Raw genomic sequence first — 22,392 nt, forward strand, 5'->3', positions numbered from 1 at the left:
TTAGTGCAACTCACGCTGCTGGCTTTGTTTGCCGCTAGCAAGATAATGCTCTTGCACCTGGCTTCTAAACAGAAAGAAGCCGTGCCGCTGGCAGAAAGCTTTACCCGGCAAGAAGTCGCTTGTCTGCAGGCTTTACAAAAACGTTATGAAGGAAAAACAGCCAAGCAGCGGAATCCTTACCCCCAAGACTCTTTACAATGGTGCTACTGGATAATAGCCCGATTAGGCGGGTGGAAACCCCACGAAAAGCAGGCGGGGGTGATTACCCTTTTGCGCGGTTGGAATTACTTCCAGCATATCTTGCACGGGTGGACCCTGGCCCAAAAATTTGTGTCCTAATCGTAGCCCTAAATTAGGGAAGGAGTTCGGCCGAACCGTATTGTTGCGGATTTGCTTTGTTGAGCTGGCTTGTTAATTATTAACAATAATTTAGGCTTAGGAAGGCAGCAGCTACGAAGCAAACTACATCAGTTTGGGCGATGAGGGCCTTTCAGGTTTCCGGTGCGCAGCATTGCGAGGTACGAGCAAAGGAAAGATGAGCAGCCCGAATGACCAAACGGGGCCCCGCGGCCGGGAGCAAACTTAGGCTTTCAAATACAATTAGCACCTCCGCATTGAAAGATGGAATCTTTCAAAAGATAAACAAAAAATCAGGCTTTCTATGGAATATCGTTAAAAAGCATTGGTGCTAGTAGCTAAAACCTTTGCATCAGCCAAATAGGCTCCTCCTGAAAGACATAATGAGATTCCTGAACGTTTTTGGATTACCTGGTTAATTTATCCAAACCATATAAATATTACCTCCTGCTATTCATTAATTATCTTTTGTTAACGTTTTGCGCCGGGGGCACCACTTAGCTTTGTAAAAACTTAAAACAGAAGAACCATGCATGTTATATTAGGAGCCGGCGGACCGGTAAGTAATGCCTTGGCAAAAGAACTTTTACAAACAGGCGAAACTGTGCGCCTAGTAAGCCGGCGACAAATTACAACCAATGGTAAGGCTACCTGGGTTTATGCCGACCTGAAAAATTATGCGCAGGTACTAGCGGCGGTACAAGGCGCTACTATAATTTACCTATGCGCCGGTTTGCGGTACGATAAAAAAGTATGGGCAACCGAATGGCCGCTCATTATGCAAAACCTGATTAATGCCGCCAAAGCCACAGGTGCCCGCCTGATATTTTTCGATAACGTGTATATGTATGGCCACGTGCCAGGCCCCATGACCGAAGACACACCCTTCAACCCCAGCAGCAAAAAAGGCGAAATCCGGGCCCGAATAGCCGATAATTTGATGGCCGAAGCCAAAACCGGTAATATTAACGCCACCATTGCGCGGGCCGCCGATTTTTACGGCGCCGAAAGCCTGAATAGCTTCTACGATGGCATGGTACTGGCAAAATACGCTAAAAAACAAAAAGCCATGTGGCTGGGCAACCCCAACAGCAAACACAGTTTTACCTACATTCCAGATGCTGGCAAAGCAATGTATTTACTCGGGCAGCACCCCGAAAGCAGTAACCAAATCTGGCACGTACCCACTGCGCCGGCCCTTACCGGCCATGAATTTATTAACCTGGCTGCTAAAGTTTATAATACCCCACCAAAGTTTACGAAAGTTAATAAATTGATGCTACAAACCCTTGGCTTGTTTAACAAAGCCGTTGGCGAAACCGCCGAACTTTATTACCAGTATCAGTATGATTATATTTTTAATTCTGATAAGTTCGAGCAGGCCTTTGGGGTAAAGCCCACCCCTTATGCCGATGGTGTGCAGCAGGTTTCGCAAACGCTTTTCAAACCGGCTTAACCCACCGGTTTTTTCTTGCCGCAGGTGTTTTAAAATTAACCCGGCCCTGGCGATTTAGCTAACGAGTTAGATGTGACTGCCGGCACCGCTGGTACCAACACCGGCGTTATCTTCAGCCTCGTCGTTAACGCCACCAACTACACTGCCCGCTGTAATGCCGCTTCCCTGGGTATTTTCAATGCTGTTTTCTCCTATCATGGTTTTGCCGCTTACACCGGTTTTGCCCGCCGCGCCGCGCAAATTATTTGTTCCTGATGTATTATCAGGTTCCTTTCCGGCATCAGGAGCTGGCTTGTTTTGTTCTTTGTTATCTTCCATAAATATGCTGCTTTAATATTTTTTTGCTTATCTGTTATTCTGTTTCACTTACGGGTGCCTGTTATAACGTGTTATACTTAAACTTCGCGCTTCAAAATTCTTTACACCTGCCCAACCGCCACTTCAAATTTTATCGGGGCTGCTTCCGCATTAAGTAAATCCAAAAACCAAAGAAAATATTAACCTGACTAAGCGGGTACCGTTTAGGAGAAACTTAAGAAGTTAATAGCATAACGTTAGTCCTAACCTAGTTTTATTACTTTGTATAGGGCATTTATGCGTTTGAGCAGAAATGCAAAAAAGGAATATTTATAAAATTCTTTACCCTAATTTTTTGATAAATAAGCGAGGAAATAAGGTTAAAGGATTTTTAGAGGTTCTCTCGTAACTGTTACCGCGGTCTGCCTAAAACAGCCCTAAACCCGGCGTAAAACATGAATAGCAAAACAGAAGCAACCCTCGTCGATAAAATAATGCTGGATTCTCCGGCGGGTACGCCTTTCGGGTTTTCGGTAATTATTGGAGAAGCAGTGGAAGGGAACAGTGCAAACCATACTTTTGCAGTTACCGGCCCCGACCCGAAATCGGGTACGCAGAAAACCTGCCACTACCAGCTTACCGGCAAAGAACATACGGCTTACCTCGATTTTTTCGAAAAATTATCTATTGCCTTTGGGCTGCGATTACCGCAAAACCGCCGCACCGGGCAACCAAAACCTACCCTAAATAGCGAATACCAGGAGGTGCTCCGTAATAATTTGCATCCCGGCATGCTTTACGGCTACGGCGATCCGGCGGTAATCCGGGTAAACACGAATACTCCAACGGAAGCTGGTAAATATTACTTGCTCGCTACCTCCAACGATGCGCCCGATTCTTTTCCGATTATTAGCTCGCGTAACCTTCAGGATTGGGAATTTGTAGGTTATGTGTTTCCAGAAGGGAATAAACCAATTTGGGCCGCCGATGGCGAGCTGATTAGTGATTACTGGGCGCCCGAAATGCACCAGGTTAAAGAAGAGTTCCGGGTATATTTTGTAGCCCGCGATAAACATACCCGCGAGCTTTGCATTGGCCTGGCAAAATCCCAAAATCCCGAAGGCCCTTTTAAACCGGAAGAAGCCCCTTTGCTAAAAGGTAAGGTGATAGACCCGCATATTTACGTGCAGGAAGATGGTAAAACTTATTTGTTTTGGAAAGAAGACAACAACGATGTGTGGCCGGGTAAGTTAAGCGAATTACTTTACGCCAATCCAACCTTAATTAAAGAACTTTTTGCTACCCCCGAAGACCAGGTAACTGCTTCTTTTATTATTACGCTCTGGCCCTGGACCCAAATGCTGGAACCCATGGAACGATTTTTAACCCAGCAACTTTTAATTGAAGCCGTAATTGCAGTCTACTCAGATTTTTACAATCACCTGCAAGTATTGGCAGATTATCAGCCAGCGCCGGTACAGAAGGCTATCCGTTTGGTAATGCAGTTTATGAAAACGCCCATGTTTGCCCAGCCTTTGTCCAGTGATGGCACCACCTTAATTGGCGAACGCACCCAAATAATTCAGAACGATTTGGCCTGGGAAGCACACCTGGTAGAAGGCATGTGGGTAACCAAGCAAGAAAATAAATATTACTTGTTTTATGCCGGCAACGATTTTTCGACGGACCAGTACGGTATTGGCGTAGCTATAGCCGATGCGCTGCTAGGGCCATACAACAAAATGCCAAAACCGTTTTTGCAGTCCACGGCCAAGTGGTGGGCACCCGGTCACCCTTCGGTGGTAAATGGCCCCGACGGCAAGCCGGTGTTGTTTTTGCACGCTTATTTTCCGGGACAAGCCGGTTATAAACAGTTCCGGGCTTTGTTGGCGGTACCGCTTCAGTTTACGCCAACGGGTGTACTGGTTGCTTAGTGAAATTATTTTGGTTTAGGGAAGATTTCTTAGACGTTGACAGTGGCGAATTGGTAAAAGAAACAGGTTTAGTGGGTAGAAAACAAAATAATTTAAGACCTTTGCACTCTTTTTTAAAATAATGCAGCAGCTTACAAAACAGCGCATTGCGCTGAGTTTATTTTTCTTGCTTTCGGGTTTTACTTTTTCCAGTTGGGCTTCCCGTATTCCAACTATTAAATCGGCCCTTGGCCTCAATGAGGCAGAATTGGGTTCAGTGCTACTGATCATGCCCATTAGTTCTTTGGTTGGGTTGCCTATATCGGGTTGGCTGGTGAGTAAACTCGATACCCGGATACCGCTAACCGTAGGTTTTAGCATAAGTGCGATTTGCCTGGCCTTTATTGGTTTGGCCAATACTACCATGAGCCTGGTTTTTACGCTTTTTCTGTACTCGCTTAGCATGCGGATGTTTAATATTGCCGTAAATACCCAAGCCATTACGCTGCAAAAGCAATACGACCGCAAAATAAATGGCTCGTTTCATGGTTTGTGGAGTACCGGGGGCATTTTGGGCGTTGGGTTTACCACCTTATTAATTTCTTTTGGCGTTCCCATTGTACCGCATTTATTTATCGTATCTGCCGCTGCCATTGTAATAACCTTGTTCTCATTCCGGTTTTTACTGCGCAACGATAGATCTACTACGGGTAACAAGCTGGCCCTAAACAAGCCCGACCCTTATATTTTGTATTTAGGGCTAATGGTATTTTTTGCGGCCATCTGCGAAGGCGGTATGTTCGATTGGAGCGGTATTTATTTTCAGCAGGTAGTACGGGAAGACGTGTTTACGTTGGGCTACCTCATTTTTATGGCGTTTATGGCATTCTCGCGGTTTGTTTCAGATAGGATTATTGCCAAATTAGGGATGCCTACTACCTATGCCATGAGCGCTATATTCATTTTCTCGGGCATTCTACTAGCCATCTTGTTTCCGAGTTTCTGGCCGGCAATGGTGGGCTTTTCGTTGGTGGGTTTTGGTACGGCTGCCGTTATCCCCATGACCTATACGCTGGCGGGCGCCTCTAAAACTTATTCGCCGGGCATTGCCATTTCTTTAATTGCTACTTTTGGTATTGTGGGCATGCTCCTGGGGCCGCCCATGATTGGCTACCTGGCGCATGCCTTTAACCTGAAAGTTTCTTTTGTGGCTTTTGCTATAGCGGGTATAATGCTCATTCCTATTTCGCAGTTGTTCTTTAAACTGGAGAAGAAAACCGCCGGCGAATTGCAGGAAGCTTAACTTGTTTTAAGCCGGTTCGGTTAAACTCCGCTCCACTACTACTAGTATTTCTTCTTTTTCTAAATCCAGAACAGCGTGCCGCACGGTATAATATTTCTGGTTCAGCAGCACAAACATGCCCGGGTAAACCGCTACCTGGTAATCTAAAGTTTTAAGGCTAACCAACGTGCCCTGGGTTTTAAAAGAGGTTTTCATTTTAGAAGCTTCAATATTTTATACTAACTAAAGGTTTTTACCTCAGAAGATAAACAATATTAAAAGAAAAACCTCACCCGTTTTAAAAACTGGTGAGGTTTACTTTTTAGATTATCGGGTATAAAAATCAGCTTTGAATAATCAGATTAATCATTTTTCCGAAATATTTAATACCCCGGGTTTTGGGTTAAGTTAGGGTTCAATGAACGCTCGGTAGCCGGAATGGGATAAATCCGTTTGTTCGGGTCGCTGTCGGTTTTAAAGCCATACGGTTTTTCAAACTGCCCGAACCGGATGAGGTCGTTGCGGCGCCAGCCTTCCCAAGCCAGTTCCCGCGCCCGTTCTTCGAGCAATCCTGGCAAATCAATATCGGTAACCAGCGGCGCATTTACCCGCGCCCGAATTTTATTTACCAATATTACCGTGGTTTGCAGTTCACCGCCCACAGTAGTAGCCGTGGCCCCCCGTAAAATAGCTTCGGCTTTCATCAGCATAATATCGGCCAGCCGGAATATGGGAATGTCGTTGTTCTGGTGGCGGTCGGTGGCCGAATTAGGATCGGGCGCGTATTTTATCGAACGGACGCCGTAAGCCTGGCTTAACTGGTCGTTGCCAATATCCATAGAAGCTTCGTTTTCCAGAATCAGGTTCGGGAATATTTCGAGGTGCCAGTTTACCGCTGCCGTAGGGTTAGGACCTTTATAATCTTTATCAAAACCTACGTTGGTGGTTTTTATGATTACCGGCGTGCCATCTACATTATATTGCTTACCCGATAACCATTGGTTGTTGCGGATGTCGTTGGGCAAATTAAACTTATTAAAATATTCCGGCAAAGTCATGAGGCTGCTGCTGGGCGTAAACGGAATGCGGTATTTTTGCTGCAGCGCGTAGTGCATGGCGTAGCGCGTAAACTGGTTGCCTTTAATTACGTTGGCATCGTACACGGCCGCAAAAATAGTTTCCTGAATACCAGGCCCGTTATCCGGCGCAAACATGGCGTAATAATCGGCAGTTAAAGAATATTTATTAGCTGCCAATATATGGTCGGCCATGGCCACGGCTTCGGTGTACATGGGTTTGCCAATGTAATATTCAGCGTTCAGGTACAATTTGGTGAGCAAAGCCAGCGCTACAAATTTATTCGGCCGCCCGTAGGTAAGCGCCCCGGTGGCTTCGCTTAAATTCGGCAACGATTCTTTCAACTCGGTTTCGATAAAGGCAAATACTTGCGCCCGCGGGGCAGTAGCCGGCAAATCGGTATTGCCAAAGGTTTTAATAACAGGCACATTACCGAAAGTATCCATCATAAAATAATAATACAAAGCCCGCATGGTTCTTACCTGGGCCATAGATTCGGTACGGGTGGCGCTTTCGGCAGCTCCTTCAAATATTTGCAGTACCCGGTTAGCCGTATTAATGCCCCCAAAACCCCACTCCCAGATGGCCCGTACGGTCGGGTGATCAACATTCCAGGTATGTTTGTGCAGGAAACGGTATTGTCCGCCATCGTCCCAGTTGCCGGCCCGCGCTGGAATAATAGCCGCATCCGTTGAAAGCTCCTGCAGGCGCCAATAATTAATGGCATAATTAGAACTCAATTGGGAATACAAGGGGCCGGTGGCCGCAATAAATTGGTCCTGGGTACTCGGGAAGTTGGCTGGCGTTAACTCCGATTCAATATCCACGTCTAAATCGGTGCAGGCCGGTAAAAAAGCCGTAAAAAACAGAACGGCGCTGATAAATATATTTTTTTTCATGTGCGTGCGCTTAAAATATTAAAAACTAACATTTACCCCCAGCAAAAACGACCGGGTTTTCGGATAGAAATTCCGGTTATCAATGCCCGGCTCAATACCACCCAGCGAAATTTCGGGGTCAATGCCTTTATAATCGGTAATGGTAAACAGGTTGGTACCGGTTACATACACCCTTAAATTTTTGAAGGTATTGCTGCTCTCCGAAGCGAAAGTATAACCCAGCGAGGCATTATCCATGCGCAGGTACGAGCCGCTTTCGAGGAACCGATCTGATACAAAATAAGCATTAAAATCGTTGGTCGATTCGTTCAGCGTAAACTTGGGAATATTCCGGATTTGGGCGGCCGCCGGGTTATTTAGGTTTGCCAGCGTCGCGTTCAGGATTTTATTGCCGTAAACCCCGCGCACGAAAAAGTTTAAATCAAAATTGCCGTATTTAAAGGTGTTGTTCCAGCCGTACAGTAATTTGGGCTGGGCATTGCCGGCAATGGTAAAATCGAGCGAAGACGGCGTAGTGGTAATGGTGCCATCGGCTTTCTGGAACTGCGATACGCCTTGGTCGTTTTTACCTACAAAATGCCAGATGTTGAAAGTACCCAGTGGCATACCTTCCCGAATAATTTGGGAAGTGTTACCGGATTGCCCTTGCCCGCCAAGCTGCGCCGTTTTGATTTCGGTTAAGCTGAATTTTTCATTGGATAAAGTTTCGATTTTGTTTTTGTTGTGCGCCACGTTAAAAGAAGTACGCCAGCTAAAATTAGGTTTATCAATGGGCACCGCGTTTAACTGTACTTCCACGCCCCGGTTGTTCATTTCACCCACGTTGGCAATTAAGGTGTTTACAAAATATTGGGTAGTCGAAACCGGGTAATTCCAGATCAGGTCCGAAGTGTTTTTATCGTAAAAATCAACGGCACCGCCCAAGCGCCCATTCAGCACCGAAAAATCAACGCCCACATTGGTCATAGCCGTACGCTCCCATTTCAAATCGGGGTTCTGGTTTTGGGTTGGGCCGATGGAATTGGTAAGTTGCCCGTTGTAATAAAAATAACCTGTAGAGCCGTAGCGGGTGGTAGCAATCATCGGGTCGAAGCCGAGGGAGTTACCCGTAACACCATAACCCACGCGTAATTTCAGGTCGTTTAGGAAAGCAAAACCTTTTAAGAATTCTTCCTGGGTTAAGCGCCAACCCGCCGAGAAAGCCGGGAACAAGCCCCAACGGTTATTTACTCCAAACGCCGAAGAACCATCCTGCCGCAACGAGGCCTGGAATAAATATTTTTCGTTAAAAGAATAATTTACCCGCCCGTAGAACGAAATCAGCCGCAAGGTTTGGATAGTAGTGTTGCCGTAGTTGGGTACAAAACCGGGCCGCGGGCTCGACAAACCTAAATTATTATACGTGAGCACATCCGAAGTAAAACCCTGGCTGGACGTTTGGAAGCCTTCGCCGGTGCGATCCTGTTGCCACGAATAGCCGGCTAATAAACCTAAGTTGTGCCTATCAAAAGTTTTATCGTAGTTAAAATAAGATTCTAACACTTTGCGGGTATTGGAATAAGCATTCCGGAGGGCCACCCCGCCGGCATTTTGCGCCAAACCAGATAAGCGGCCAAAATAAATATTCCGGTTTACCTGCTCATCCTGCGAAGCCAGACTTAAGGTATATTTCAGTCCGGGCAATAATTGCAGCTCGGCAATACCATTGGCCAGAAAGGTCCGGATTTTCGCGTCGTTTTCATTATTATCGAGCAACGATACCGGGTTCAATACGCCGTTTACATAATCTTCGCGGTAAAGGCCGGTTTCGTCTTTAATATTTAAAGTAGGCATAAAATTGAGCATGTTGCTCAACAACTCTACCGGAAAAGTTTTTTGGTTGGTAACACTGTTGCTGATAGAGATGCTGAGTTTTAGCTTATCTTTAAAAGCCTGCTGCTCCACGCGCCCCCGTAGTATTAAGCGGTCCAGCGACGAGTTCTTAATAATACCTTCGTTATTCAGGTAATTAATGCTGGCATCGTAACTGGTTTTGCCGGTATTGGCCATTAAAGAAAGGTTGTGGTTGTGCGATATACCGGTCCGGCTAACTTCTTTTTGCCAGTCGGTGCTCACGCCATCGTCTTTGCCGGCAGTTTTATTATTAGCCGTTAAAAAAGCCCGGAGCTCGTCCGCCGACAACATATCGATCTGGTTCGAAATATTCTCGACGGCGGCATAACCATTGTATGAAAGCACCGGTTCGCCTTGTTTGGCCCGGCGGGTAGTTACAATAATTACGCCGTTGGCTGCCCTGGAGCCGTAAATCGCCGTGGCCGAAGCATCTTTCAACACGTCAATCGAAACAATATCGTTGGGGGCAACTACCTGAATAGAAGCGCCCGGCACGCCATCGATTACGTAAAAAGGCTCCTGCGCCGCTCCGGTCCGGAGCGTGGATGGGCCTCTTAGAATAATAGAAGCATTGGCATTGGGGTCGCCGCTGCGGGTTACGTTTAAGCCGGCTACCTTGCCTTGCAGTAATTGGTCGGGTGCGTTATTTACGCCGGCGTTAAAATCGCCGCTTTTTATACTACTAATGGCACCCGTCACATCACTTTGGGTAGTAGACCCGTAACCCACCACTACCACCTCCGATAGTTGTTTGGCGTCCATGGTCATCACCACATTTATTTCGGCATTATCTACCACGCGTTCAGCATTCTGGTAGCCCAACATTGAAAAAACCAAGGTTTCGTTGCGGTTTACCGTAATCCGGAAGCGGCCATTGGCATCGGCGGTGGTACCGCGGTTCGTGTTTTTAACAATAATGGTAGCGCCGGGTAGCGGCCCTTGCTTGTCGCGGACGGTGCCGGTAACCTCAATTTCTTCTTTCGCATCGGGCAGGAATTTGCCCGTAACTGTTGGGCTAATATTTCTGTTGCCGGGTACGTTGCTGGCAACCTCAGCCTGCACCTGAGATAAAGAGAATAAACAAAGCAGGGCAGCCGAAAATAAGGTGGCAGGCGGTGGCACTGCCAATCGGTAAAAGTTTTTTTTCATGGATGTGTGTGTGTTAGTTGAATACGGATAAACCTCAATGAGCTTAATGAGCTTGGTGCGCCAGGTAATCGTACTACAGGTGGCGACTGTTTCTGGCCAAACGGCGCCCTTTACGAGAAAAGCAACTTACCAATAATTTTAATAGTAAGTTATTCCATAAAAAGTTAAATTCCCTGTTAATATAATTATTTTTTTGACCAAAAAACATAGGTACGATGTTGGTTTATCGCACAAAAAGAATGCTTTTGTGTTAAGTGAATTTCACCGGAATATTATGCCTTTGTTAAGTTGTGCAGCACCCTATTAAAAGGTAAGCAGCCAGAATATTTACCTTCAAAAGCAGGAAGGCAACAGGTCGGGCATTATCAGCAAGGGCTAAGTGAATAGTACTACTATGGGGTGTAACAGCAGGGCAATATTTAGGTACTTTAAAAGCTGGCGTACGCTTACTTCTTTGGAAAAGAAAATCTTTTACGAAAAAATTAATAAAACGTTTTTACCAATATTAGTCTATACTTGCACGAACTTATTTCTTTTATTTAACCCTGTTAGCATTTCCCCATGGATGTACTTAAAAGAAATAATGTAACCGTAACGGGTAAAGGACAAACCCCAATGCTTTTTGCCCACGGTTATGGCTGCGACCAAAATATGTGGCGGTTTATAACCCCGGCTTTTGAAGACGATTATAAAATTATTCTTTTCGATCATATTGGTTTTGGGCAATCCGATGTTTCAGAATATTCACCAAAAACCTACGGTTCTTTACACGCCTACGCCGAAGATTTGCTGGAAATTTGCCGCAGCCTTAACCTGCACGATGTAATTCTGGTGGGCCATTCGGTAAGCGCCATGATTGGGGTACTGGCGGCTATTCAAGCGCCTAATCTTTTTCAGAAACTGGTACTCATTGGCCCTTCGCCGCGCTACATAAACGAGATGGGCTATACTGGCGGCTTCGACCGGAAAGAAATATTTGAATTACTGGAAGCGCTGGATAGCAATTATTTAAGCTGGTCGGTGGGCATTGCGCCAGTAATTATGGGCAACCCCGAAAGACCCGAACTAAGCGAAGAACTGGCCAGCAGCTTTTGCCGCAGCCACGAAGAATTTGCCAAAAACTTTGCTTACCTTACTTTCTTGTCCGATAACCGCCCCGACCTGCAAAAGCTGCAAACCCCCTCTCTTATTCTGCAATGCCAGGAGGACCGCATTGCGCCGCTGGAAGTAGGCGAATACATGCACCAACACCTGGCCAACAGCCAATTAGAAATATTAAACGCCACCGGCCATTGCCCAAATTTAAGTGCCCCCGACGAAACCATTGCGGCCATCAAAAAATTTTTAGCACCCGAACCCGTTATTGTATAAAGAATATTGCATAGCCGGCAGTTTATGCTAGCCGGTAAAGGCCGGACCATAAGTGGGATGATTAAGAAAGAGTTAAAGAAAGCAAACGGCAATACATTTTTTGAGGCAGAACGGAAAGCTGACAACGCGTATATTCACGTAAACTGGATTGGTATACAGTCGCTGGAGATGGTGCTGCTGGGTGCCAGCCAGTTGCTGCACATGCTGCGGGCGCAACCCTGCCCTGCTATATTAAACAGCAACAAAGAGTTAATTGGCCCCTGGCACGATGGGGCTTCATTTTTGGGTAGTAAATGGGCCTTGCAAGCTAAAAATCTGGGCTTAGCTTATTTTGCGCATGTAATGGCACCGGGCGTTTATGGGCAAAGCTCTTTTCAGAACTTTTACCAGTTTGGGCACCAATATTTACAAATAGAAACTTTTACCACCGATGCCGAAGCCGAAGCCTGGTTGCGGAGCTAAGCCCCGAAAACAGCTGCCAATACCTGGCTTTACAAGCATTACCAAACCTGCCTTTAACCTGCTGAAATAGCCGTAGGTTAGCAATTTCTTAAGTTAATTAAAAGCTTAATAATTCTATGCTTGTTTTTATGCTTGCCGTAATGCGTTCCAGCTTAATCCGTTTCGGCCACCTTCATCCGGGTACAAGGTCATTACAGGGTTAGATTGCCATACTTCTTTGGTATCTAAATCCATAATAGAGAGGCAGCCGGAAAAAGCCGCGCCGGTATCCATTAATATTAGATTTCCCATTTTTAAGGGTGTGGTTTGGTTTTGGTTCAGGTTAGTGGTAGGCGTATGCCCAATATAAATTTCTTTATACCCCGGAATAACTAAATCCTTTTCGGGTTGTAACCTGTATTTATTTTTCCGGTACAGTTGGTAACATTTATTAATAAAATCGCGGCTCCAGATTAACCAGTCGGTATCGGTTTCTGCTATGTCTTTTTCCGGGTCGAAACCCGCGTGCACCAGCAAGATATTATCTTCGGTAACGTGGTAAGGCTTGGCATTAAGTAAAAACTGCAGGTGCTCCGGTGGCATTTCGCCGCTGGGCCCATACGATTTAACGGTGGCATCACCGCCTTGCATTATCCAGAAATAATGTTCGTTCTGGTCTTCTGAGTCTTGTTTAAATGATTTATCGCTAAAACCTTTAATGGCCCATTGGTCGTGATTGCCTAATAAGTGCACTAAATTCCGGATGCCCAATAAAAGCTGAATGCTTTCTTTGGTCTGGGACCAGCCATCTACCACATCGCCTAAAAAAAACAACTGGTCTTGGTCGTTATTAAATCCGCACCGCTCCAGGCATTGCACCATGGCTTTATACCCTCCGTGGCTATCAGAAAATACAAATCTTCTCATCTGATTTAATTAAAAATAGTTGGTTTAAGAATATTACATGTTGCGTTTACCGGTTTAATTCTGAAATGTTTAGCTTGCCCCAGCCAGATGAATTTGGGTTAACAAGCCCGGTTATAAAAAAAGAAAGCCTTGTGTAAACAAGGCTTTCTTTTTAAGGCAATATTTTAACTTAATTATTGCACTGCTACCGCACTAAAACCAGCCCGTGGGCCATTGCTGGCAAATATTGCCCGGGCGCGGGTTTTCTGGCCAACCGAGAACATGTACATACAGGCATCATCGGTGTAATCCATGTAATTCATGGTCATTTCTACGGGCGCGCCGGCACAAGTACTTTTGTGGTTTGCCGCCGGACAGCCGTAATTTGCCGTATTGTGGGTTGGCGTGTCGTTAACCAGGTCGGAGCCGCAAGTAGCATCGCCCCAAATGTGGCGCAGGTTCATCCAGTGGCCTACTTCGTGGGTTGCCGTACGGCCTTTGTCATAAGGTGTAGCCAGGTAAGCACTGTTGGGGCTGGCCATGAAAGTTTTATTACCGAAATATTGCGGCCCAATTACTACGCCATCGGTAGTGGAGCTGCCGCCCGGAAACTGGGCATACCCCAATATGCCGCCGCCAATATTGCATACCCAAATATTTAAAGTTTTATCTGGGGTAGTTGGGTCTATGCCGCCTTTTTTACTGCTTTTCATGGCATCGCGGGTACCCCACGACGATTTAGACGATTGTTTCCGTACGATACTTTTCAGGGTGAATTTGTAATTCATATTAGCTTTTACGCCCGTAAAAGTAGCTGGCACCAAGCTATAATCGGTGTTTTGTGCCTGAAAATCGCGGTTAAGCACTACTATCTGCGACTGAATCTGATCTTCCGAAATATTTTGCTGGCTAGAACTATAAATTACGTTTACTACCACCGGAATTTCGATGGTTGTATTTACGTCGTTTACGGCGTTAGTCGTAATGTCGCCGGTGTTGCTGGTTTGGCCGCCGGTTTTGTTTGCCCGGCCCTGGGCAAAACGCTGGGTATGCTCCTCAATGGCTTGCATCTTTTTAAGCAACCCCGGATTTTCTTTAATTTTCTCTTCGTGCACTTTCATGGTTGCACATCTTTCGCCACTGGCCTGGGCATCTTCACTATTCGAAACGCCACCATCCAGGGCAAACTCTTCTTCCGGCGAATTAACCGAACATCCCAGCATTAATGCCAGCGAAAAAGAATAGAACAATTTTTTGGAAATTTTTTTCATGCTTGTTTTTGGGTTTGTTTGTTTTGGGTAATTTATCTAAAAATAATTATAACACAAATAAAAAAATTAACTGACTAAATAATTATAATTCTAGTTTACCCGAATAACTTCTCCAGAAATAGCTTCTATTAACCCATACAAGGCTTTACCAGCTAATCAGCAACAGGATTACCAATTACCAAAACCTAAAATATTAACATAATTTAGCTGTAAATGAATTATATACATTTATTGTATATACTAATTTAAGCATAAACTTTAACAAGCATGTAAGTTAGCTTAAAGGCTTATACAGGATTGAACTTTTCGTTCATTCGCCCTAAAAAAATTAAGAAGATATTCTAAAAAAATTGCGGTTAAGCTTTCTGGAACAATTTACGGGTAGCCACTTTAGTTTGCTCATCTATTTCGTGGATTTGCGTAAGCACCTCTACCACGGCCATTAAGCCATTAAATATTCGTTCTTCTTTGGTTTTACCCCGGGGTGCTCTTTCAAAGGCGTATTCCAGACGGGCTAATTCGGGCCAGGCGTAGCCGGTAGCATTTATTTGTTCGCGGGCCGGGCCGGTATAAGCCCAGGGGCGTTTTACCTGGGCAATTTTATTACTTAACGTAACAAACACCTGCGACCAGGCCACTTGCCGGTTAATCCATTTTAAATCCTGGTCGTACTTAATATTTAAGTTAGCCGCTATAATATTACCCACGGCACACGCATGGCAATTACCCTGCACCAAAGAATCGTTGAGGTAAGCGTTTACCAATATTTTTATGGTTTTGTCGTAAAGCTCCTTGTTCTTCATAGTATTACAGTTAAAGGCCAGGCCGGCAACGCCCTTTTACCAGATTCTTTGGCAGGCGGTTTAATATTCTTTTTCGTTAAAGATTTAAATAAGTTGTGGGGAGCCGGAGAGATTATTTTTTTAGTAAATAAGCCAGGCTAAACTAACCATACGCAAGGCTTTTTACCGGATATTGTTTAATATTGTATAAATTACAATAACTAATATAATTCATTTGTTATGCCACAAAATATTGGCCACTTGCTTTATTATATTTTACCCGTACGCTACCGTTTGGCGCTCTTAATAATTTTGGCAGGCGCAATATTTTTAGGTTCGTGCGCCAAAGTAGATACGGCGGTTAAAGCAAACGCTAACGCTGGTAAAGGGGCTTATGCTACCAAAAAATACCGGAATTTATTTGAAGAGAATGGCTTTGCCACTGCCGATATTAACCGCAAAATAGAAGCTGCTTACCAGCAATTATTTCACGGCGACTCGGCCAGCCAAGCTATTTATTTTATGGCCGGGCAAAATGCCAATGGTCCTAAGGCTTACGTTGCCGATGTATACCACAACGATATCCGGAGTGAGGGCATGTCTTATGGCATGATGATAGCGGTACAGCTAAATAAAAAAGCCGAGTTTGATGCCCTCTGGAATTACGCCCTCACGCACATGTACGTCAGCAACCCCAACCACCCGGCCGAAGGTTATTTTGCCTGGTCGTTGAAAAGAGACGGTACGCCTAACTCCGAAACACCGGCCCCAGATGGCGAAGAATATTTTTTAACGGCGCTGTATTTTGCGTCGGGCCGCTGGGGCAACGGCGAAGGCATTTACAACTATAAAGCCTGGGCCGATAAAATATTAACTACCATGCGCCACCACCCCATGAAGACCGGACCAACCAAAAACGGCACGCAAACGGTGGGCAACATGGTAAACGAAGAAAGAAAAATGATCCTTTTTGTGCCGCAGGGTGCCGGCCGCAATTTTTCGGACCCATCGTACCACTTGCCGGCTTTTTACGAACTCTGGGCCAAATGGGGACCCGAAAACGACCGGGCATTCTGGGCTGCCGCCGCCGATACCAGCCGCAATTATTTCCAGCGAGCCACGCATCCTAAAACCGGCCTTTCATCGGATTACGCCGACTTCGACGGCAAACCCGTAACCGTCCGTTTTAACGCCAACGCACACCACTTTGCCTACGACTCGTGGCGTACCGCCATGAACTGGAGCGTAGATTGGGCCTGGTGGCAGAAAGACCCGCGCGAACAAATATTAAGCAACCGCATCCAGTCGTTTTTTGCTTCCGAAGGGATTAATAATTATGGCCAAATATACACCGTAGATGGCAAAAAAATGGGCAACAGCCATACTACCGGCTTAATAGCTACTAACGCCACCGCTAGCCTAGCGGCCACGCACCCGTTAGCTAAAGATTTTGTAAAGGCGCTCTGGCAAGAACCAATTCCGGACCAATTAGGCGAACGCTATTACGATGGCTTATTGTACCTGATGAGTTTACTACATTGCAGCGGTCAGTTCCGGATTTACGAACCCCGGTAAGCTTAACTGATTGCACTTTACTTCTACCCAGCTTCAGGCAATATTTTGCCAAGGCTGGGTATATTTTTATTTAGTAGGCCAGTTAAGCCAATTCGGAAACCATGAAAAGTCTTAAAATGCAAACAAGTGTATTCTTTTCATTTTTGATATTTGCTTCAACGGAATTGGTTTCATGGCGGCAGGAAAGTTTTTGTTATTCTTACCCTCTAGGAAAGACCAGATTAGTAATATTCTACGTTGGATGTTGGAATGCAATCCGGCTGACGTATTAAGCATTGTTAGGAGAATTTATTTTGCTTGACAAGGGTACATGGTATGAATATAAAATATGCCATCAAAGCCTTTCGTCCATGCTGCTGTTACATTCCGGTGGCTCTTTAACTTGGCCGAAAAGAACCCTTCCGCAATTTTTTTATTTCTTTGGCCAGATTGCATATTCGTAAAAGAAAAAGAATAATTTAATCCTCCCAGCCAATCTTCCAATCCATCCTTTTGGGGCGTGAATACGGCAAATTTGTTAGGCATAGTAACCCGCCCCGCGGTTCCTTCATAAGAAGTAAAACCTAAAATATAAGTTTTATCTAAGTTGCCAGCTATGTTGGTAAAAACATAGCCCATGGGCCGTGTGATATTATTGGAGACAGCCGTTTCATGTTCCTCGTTTAGGGCACCTTTATTGACATGCCCATTAGCCGCCCATACAATTATTTTTTCGTTTTTGTAGGTATTAGAGGCGAGCCAGTGCAGGTTTTTAGCCATATATTCATCCCGCAGATTAAGTCCTTTTGAAACATCCGTCCTGGATACCCACATATTTTTCCGGTAAATCATGGATGTAGTCTGAGCCTTGACACTTTCCAGGGCCTGATGCCAAAAAGTGTCCATCCTATTCTTTACCATGATTTGTGAAGAAATCAGACGCAGGTAATTTTCCAGTTGATGAACTGTTTTTTCGTCACGAAAAAAGGATCTTGCTTGAGTATAGTATAACAAAGAATCCAGTAGTGGCAGAAATTGTTTTTTGAACTCCGGAGTCTTTAGAAAATCAATCTCTTTAGCGGTTAAATAATCGGTAAGCTCTGAAATAAATGTTTCTTGGCTGTAAAAGCCATGTAGTTGAATATCAAAACCTGTAACATGAATCCTGTTTTTCGATGTTTGGGTAGTATTAATGTAGGAAAATACATCATCACACTCCTGGCATTTGGTCCAGACAGAAAAAATATTATTTGCCATCAGGGAACTAGCTGACATTTTATTATTCAACACCTGCTCCCAGCCTCGGTGCAAGGCATAAAAGTCACTTTCAAAAGCCACTACATTAAAACCTTTTTTTTCGTGCAGGTATTTAATTAACCGGGTTTTCGCCTGGAAAGTTGGGGCATCGCCGTGGTCCTGTTCACCCAACATAACCACCTGTGCATTGCCGATTGCTTTTCCAATTACTTCCAGATCTGCATAATCATCTTGGTTAGGGTCAATAGAATAAATTTTAGTAGTATTTTCCAGTACGTATTCTTTTATACTGGATTGCCCCATCAGGGAAGTTGCCGGGAGCAGCAGGCACACTAAAAGAAAGATTATTCTTCCCATACTAAGTTGATGAAGGACATTTAATATTTACTTTCCTAATGGCCAACTTTTGTTATTGGCTAAACGCATTACTAGCGTTTATATCGCATTTGGCAGAAGAAATGGGCAATTGCTAATATATAAAATTTATAATAATCGAACAAAAAGCTTCTCAAAATACAATCTTAATATTGTGCAACCTACAAGACCTGAATTTCCCAAGTTCTAATCAAAATTTCCTCTTGCCGGAAAGTGTTTTCTAAGCTTTTCTTATAGTTCTGCCACCAAGCTTGGTCTAAGGTATCAGCCATTACTTCGTAAATAATTATTTCGTCTTTCACGGTTTTATCTTCGTTTTCTTTCCATAAACCGGTTGCCGGAGCGCGCGAAAAAGCCGTAATACCGCCGAACTTCTCGGTTAATTCCTGCCGGATGCGGGTGAATATGTCAGTTGCGAAAGGTTCTTTTTGGTTGTTGTAAAGGGGTAATAATATTTGGATGAGTTGCATGTTTTAGAGAGCAAGAGTTAAGCTGTTAAATTTTCCTGATACGTAAACCGGAAAATAAATAACCTGGTTGCTTATCCAATATTTCCCGGCGTAACTTAGGCGAATAAATTATCTCTTTTAAAGCTTCCTACCTACCAGATGAAATATTTTACATTTATTATATTTTTCCTGCTGCTAACGAACAACTTGGTAGCCCAAACCATTAAATCAACCAAACCCACGGCTAAAGACCAGCAAGCCCTAGAAGCAGCGGTGCGTACTTTATTCGATAGCATGCGGGCCGGTGATACAGCTATGGCCCGTTTGGTTATGGCACCTAATTTCCGCATTATTGTTTTAACGCAAAACCCGGCCGGGCAAACCGTAACCCGAGAAGTAACCGGAAAGCAATTTTTGGCGCAAATAATTGCTAAGCCACCCCAAACCCTGGACGAACGCTATTGGGATAGTCAGGTGCAGATAGATGGTGATTTGGCTTCTTTCTGGTGCCGGTACGCATTCTTCAACGGTGCTAAATTCAGTCATTGCGGCACCGATGCTTTTCAGTTGTACCGCTCGCCGCAGGGTTGGCGCATTGTAAACCTAAGCTACAACATCCAACGCGAGGGCTGCGACATGCAGGCCATTCCGCCAAAGTAATACTACTATCAAGTGGCTAATGCGCAATCTACAGACGTCATGTTGAGCTTGTCGAAATAGCTAAATTTACTATCATATAGTTGTAATAGCTCCTTCGACTAGCTCAGGATGACAAAACTCTTTTAAAGCGCATTTTCTATTTTATAATTTTAAAACATGCTTCTGTAACGCCCTGGATTTTAAGCTATATTTAACGCTTAACGGTAACCCGCAGGTAAGTTGCTGGTATGGAAGTGGTATTTTCCTGGGAGGCTTTATTCTGATTGTTAAATAATTCTTCTAATTCCTGCTGCAATTGCAAAGCTTTACCATTCTTCTCTGCGGCTTCAAAAGCATTCATGGTAGGGCCATAGTAGTTTTTAAATTTACTTACAAACGCTGCTGGTGAATAAGCGGCATTAAAAGTAAAAGTATCTTTCACAAAAGATATATTTTCTTTTGCGATGCCCGCCTGCCCAAACCGTTCTAGCACCTGTTCTTCTACTCCCCACAACATAGGACTAATAAAACCTTCCGGCGGAGGTGGTGTATACGCAGAACTAATCCGGAGTATTTGGGCCACCAGGGTCGGATCGCCCGGTATCCAGTTGCCCATCACTATTCTGCCGCCTGGCCGGGTAACCCGAACCATTTCTTTGGCTACATCGAACGGTTTTGGAGCGAACATGGCCCCAAAAATGCTTACCACCAGGTCAAAAGTTGCATCCTGTAGTTCCTGCAAATCGGTGGCATCCCCTTCCTGAAACGTGCAATTAGTAAGTCCTTGTGCTTGTGCCCGTTTGTTGCCCGCTTCAACCAAATTCCGGGCAATATCAACCCCTAAAACATTAGCGCCTAATTTTGCGGCCGGTATGGCAGTAGTACCATCACCGCACCCAAGGTCGAGCACGTTAAGTTCTTTGGTAATCTCCAGTTCATTTATTAGTGCCGCACCACTTTCCCGCATGGTTTCGGCAAGTTGGGTAAAGTCACCTTTTTCCCATAATGCTTTATTCGGATTCATGCTGTTGTAGTTTATTTAAACTAATTTAAGAAAATTTATAAATAAATCACAGAATATTTCTATGCTCTTTTACTTTTCTGTACAGTTAAATAATATTACACAGCATCAGGTTAATGCGCATGAGGCTTGAGCGAGGAACATTAAGCCATGCGCTAACCCAGTTCTTTTCGTTATTAAGCTTCTGGCAAGGGTAAATAATACCAATATGAAACAGGAGTCGTGCTTCAAAAACAATAAAATAATTACAGCCAACTATCCTCTCACTGCGGTCATTCTGGAAGAATCTTATTGGCTACTTGCTGGTAAGATTCTTCCAGAATGACCGCAGTGAGTGGGAGGTACAGTCTTGGCTTTGCTTAGTAATGTGTAATATTCTAATCACCAGCAGAGCCGCCGGAGGCCAGCAGCAGCTTCACGAGCCGAACGCCCGCGAAAGTATAATCCGGATACTCTTTATAAAACCTTACAAGTGCCAGCCTTGCCGGTAATTTCTTTTAACAAACTGGTTAGCTACGTCAAAATTGGTTATTCTCATTTCTTCGCCGTTCCACAATAGCTTTTTCCGGCCGGGGTTGGTAAAGCCTTTGCCATCAGCGGTGGGGTGCTGGTACTGGTAGCTGCGCACCGCTAGGTTGCCCATAATTACGGTTTCGGTTAAAGGCCCGGCTATCTCGAACGGCGAACTGGTATAAGCGCCGTAACCTTTTTTGCAGGCTTGTACCCATTGTTGCTGGTGCCCGGCCGGTCCGCCTGCTACCAAGGGCATGGCAGCGGCTGGTAAAGTAGTTTCTTTCATGCGCGAAGATGGCAACAGCATGGGGTTGCGGCCCCACATACCGGCCACCAATTTGCCTTTGGTACCTATTAACAGCATTCCGCCATCAATGTCGCCGAAAGGTTCTTCGGGTAATAATTCTTCGGGGCGTTTGGGCAGAATACCGCCATCAGTCCAGCTAAAATCAACGGGCGGCATGTTGCCGCGGGCCGGGAAACGCAGGTAAATAGCCGAAGAAGGCGGACAACTATCTAGGAAATGCGCTTCTTTAAAAAAATCGCTGTACACCGAACCCACACTACATTCCACCGATTCGGGATATTTAAGCTTTAAAGCCCGGAACGGCACATCCATAATATGGCAGCCCATATCGCCGAGGGCACCGGTACCAAAATCCCACCAGCCGCGCCACCTAAAAGGCATATACGCTTCGTGGTAATCGCGGTAAGGGGCGGTGCCCAGCCATAAATCCCAGTCTACTTCGGCGGGTACAAGCATTTTTTGCGTGGGCGTAGGAATACCCTGCGGCCAGACCGGACGGTTGGTCCAGGTGTGTACCGTGTGTACATCGCCGAGCAGGCCTTGTTGTACCCAGGTTTCAATCAGGCGGGTATCGTCGCCGCTGCTGCCCTGGTTGCCCATTTGAGTTACTACCTTGTAGCGTTTAGCCGCCTGGGTCAGCATCCGGACTTCGTAAATATCATGGGCTAAAGGCTTTTCTACGTACACGTGCTTGCCTAACTGCATGGCGGCCATGGCAATAGGCGCGTGCATGTGGTCGGGGGTACTTACAATAACAGCATCAATGCCTTTGGCTTCCTTTTTTTGCAGGAGTTTGCGGTAATCTTTGTAATATTTAGCTTGCGGCCACTTTTCGCGGGCTGCCTTGGCCTGCCGGTCGTCTACGTCGCAGAGGGCTACAATATTATCGGTGCCGTTGTTAAAGCTGTTGGTAATATTTACCATGCCTTTTCCGCCAGCCCCAATAGCGGCAATATTTAATTTATCGCTGGGCGCAGTAAAGCCTTTGCCACCCAGCACATGCCGTGGCACAATAGTAAAGGCCGCTACTGCTAAGGAACTGTTTTTAATAAAATCGCGGCGCGATACAGCGGATGAATCGTTTTTGGCAGGCATTTTTGTTCTATATTTCAGGCAAACGTTCCGTTTAGAAATTTAGGAAAAATACACTACTTAACACTGTTTACAAGCTTAAATATTGATT

18 protein-coding genes and 1 pseudogene are annotated in these 22,392 nt (G+C 45.1%); 8 read left to right on the forward strand and 11 right to left on the reverse strand.

What is annotated here, in order from left to right; all coding sequences use genetic code 11:
• Positions 1-339: pseudogene (locus tag F0145_RS26330) on the forward strand (IS4-like element ISSysp3 family transposase); the annotation flags it as partial.
• Positions 340-886: 547 nt separating this feature from the next.
• Positions 887-1,813, forward strand: coding sequence for an NAD-dependent epimerase/dehydratase family protein (locus F0145_RS22340; protein WP_150092179.1), 927 nt, complete (start codon positions 887-889; stop codon positions 1,811-1,813).
• A 66-nt stretch (positions 1,814-1,879) separates the two neighbouring features.
• On the opposite strand, the gene F0145_RS22345 is transcribed toward F0145_RS22340, so the two are convergent.
• Complete coding sequence (locus tag F0145_RS22345) at positions 1,880-2,131, reverse strand: hypothetical protein (RefSeq protein ID WP_150092181.1); 252 nt, start codon at positions 2,129-2,131, stop codon at positions 1,880-1,882.
• Between the two features lie 434 nt (positions 2,132-2,565).
• Here F0145_RS22345 and F0145_RS22350 point away from each other — a divergent pair, with 434 nt between their 5' ends.
• Together F0145_RS22350 and F0145_RS22355 are read left to right on the forward strand one after the other, a co-directional pair.
• Positions 2,566-4,044, forward strand: coding sequence for a glycoside hydrolase family 43 protein (locus F0145_RS22350; RefSeq protein WP_223816205.1), 1,479 nt, complete (start codon positions 2,566-2,568; stop codon positions 4,042-4,044).
• Between the two features lie 121 nt (positions 4,045-4,165).
• The gene (locus F0145_RS22355; protein WP_150092183.1) at positions 4,166-5,326 is read left to right on the forward strand and encodes an MFS transporter; all 1,161 of its coding nucleotides are present in this window, start codon (positions 4,166-4,168) and stop codon (positions 5,324-5,326) included.
• A gap of 6 nt (positions 5,327-5,332) precedes the next feature.
• On the opposite strand, the gene F0145_RS22360 is transcribed toward F0145_RS22355, so the two are convergent.
• The 3 genes from F0145_RS22360 to F0145_RS22370 form a co-directional block, all read right to left on the reverse strand.
• Positions 5,333-5,521 (reverse strand): hypothetical protein, encoded by a 189-nt coding sequence (locus tag F0145_RS22360; RefSeq protein WP_150092185.1) that lies wholly within the window; start codon positions 5,519-5,521, stop codon positions 5,333-5,335.
• 167 nt (positions 5,522-5,688) lie between these two features.
• A complete protein-coding gene (locus F0145_RS22365) occupies positions 5,689-7,281 on the reverse strand; it encodes a RagB/SusD family nutrient uptake outer membrane protein (protein WP_150092187.1) in 1,593 nt (530 codons plus the stop codon).
• An 18-nt stretch (positions 7,282-7,299) separates the two neighbouring features.
• Entirely contained in the window at positions 7,300-10,323 is a 3,024-nt protein-coding gene (locus F0145_RS22370; protein ID WP_150092189.1) for a SusC/RagA family TonB-linked outer membrane protein, read from the reverse strand.
• A gap of 561 nt (positions 10,324-10,884) precedes the next feature.
• On the opposite strand from F0145_RS22370, the gene F0145_RS22375 reads away from it, so the two are divergent.
• Both F0145_RS22375 and F0145_RS22380 read left to right on the forward strand, forming a co-directional pair.
• On the forward strand, positions 10,885-11,694 hold the full coding sequence (locus F0145_RS22375; protein WP_150092191.1) for an alpha/beta fold hydrolase: 810 nt from the start codon (positions 10,885-10,887) through the stop codon (positions 11,692-11,694).
• Positions 11,695-11,718: 24 nt separating this feature from the next.
• Positions 11,719-12,156: a hypothetical protein gene (locus F0145_RS22380; RefSeq protein WP_150092193.1), complete on the forward strand. Its 438-nt coding sequence runs from the start codon at positions 11,719-11,721 to the stop codon at positions 12,154-12,156.
• A 126-nt stretch (positions 12,157-12,282) separates the two neighbouring features.
• Here the strand turns inward: F0145_RS22380 and F0145_RS22385 are convergent, their stop codons facing one another.
• The 3 genes from F0145_RS22385 to F0145_RS22395 all read right to left on the reverse strand — a co-directional run bounded on the left by F0145_RS22385 (position 12,283) and on the right by F0145_RS22395 (position 15,115).
• Positions 12,283-13,062 (reverse strand): metallophosphoesterase, encoded by a 780-nt coding sequence (locus tag F0145_RS22385; RefSeq protein ID WP_150092195.1) that lies wholly within the window; start codon positions 13,060-13,062, stop codon positions 12,283-12,285.
• A 173-nt stretch (positions 13,063-13,235) separates the two neighbouring features.
• Positions 13,236-14,312, reverse strand: a complete 1,077-nt coding sequence (locus tag F0145_RS22390) for a zinc metalloprotease (protein ID WP_150092197.1) — start codon at positions 14,310-14,312, stop codon at positions 13,236-13,238.
• Positions 14,313-14,668: 356 nt separating this feature from the next.
• A complete protein-coding gene (locus F0145_RS22395; protein WP_150092199.1) occupies positions 14,669-15,115 on the reverse strand; it encodes a hypothetical protein in 447 nt (148 codons plus the stop codon).
• Positions 15,116-15,334: 219 nt separating this feature from the next.
• Between F0145_RS22395 and F0145_RS22400 the strand changes: the two genes are divergently transcribed.
• Positions 15,335-16,669, forward strand: a complete 1,335-nt coding sequence (locus F0145_RS22400; protein ID WP_190277615.1) for a glycosyl hydrolase family 8 — start codon at positions 15,335-15,337, stop codon at positions 16,667-16,669.
• Positions 16,670-16,957: 288 nt separating this feature from the next.
• Here F0145_RS22400 and F0145_RS22405 read toward each other — a convergent pair whose 3' ends face one another.
• Together F0145_RS22405 and F0145_RS22410 are read right to left on the reverse strand one after the other, a co-directional pair.
• Positions 16,958-18,262, reverse strand: a complete 1,305-nt coding sequence (locus tag F0145_RS22405; protein ID WP_150092201.1) for an erythromycin esterase family protein — start codon at positions 18,260-18,262, stop codon at positions 16,958-16,960.
• Between the two features lie 179 nt (positions 18,263-18,441).
• Positions 18,442-18,750: a hypothetical protein gene (locus F0145_RS22410; RefSeq protein ID WP_150092203.1), complete on the reverse strand. Its 309-nt coding sequence runs from the start codon at positions 18,748-18,750 to the stop codon at positions 18,442-18,444.
• A 138-nt stretch (positions 18,751-18,888) separates the two neighbouring features.
• Between F0145_RS22410 and F0145_RS22415 the strand changes: the two genes are divergently transcribed.
• Positions 18,889-19,389, forward strand: coding sequence for a nuclear transport factor 2 family protein (locus F0145_RS22415; protein ID WP_150092205.1), 501 nt, complete (start codon positions 18,889-18,891; stop codon positions 19,387-19,389).
• Positions 19,390-19,579: 190 nt separating this feature from the next.
• Here the strand turns inward: F0145_RS22415 and F0145_RS22420 are convergent, their stop codons facing one another.
• Both F0145_RS22420 and F0145_RS22425 read right to left on the reverse strand, forming a co-directional pair.
• Positions 19,580-20,392 (reverse strand): class I SAM-dependent methyltransferase, encoded by an 813-nt coding sequence (locus F0145_RS22420; protein WP_150092207.1) that lies wholly within the window; start codon positions 20,390-20,392, stop codon positions 19,580-19,582.
• Between the two features lie 463 nt (positions 20,393-20,855).
• Positions 20,856-22,304 (reverse strand): Gfo/Idh/MocA family protein, encoded by a 1,449-nt coding sequence (locus F0145_RS22425; RefSeq protein WP_150092209.1) that lies wholly within the window; start codon positions 22,302-22,304, stop codon positions 20,856-20,858.
• Positions 22,305-22,392 lie beyond the last annotated feature (88 nt).

This window comes from Adhaeribacter rhizoryzae, assembly GCF_008629685.1.
Classification (GTDB): domain Bacteria; phylum Bacteroidota; class Bacteroidia; order Cytophagales; family Hymenobacteraceae; genus Adhaeribacter; species Adhaeribacter rhizoryzae.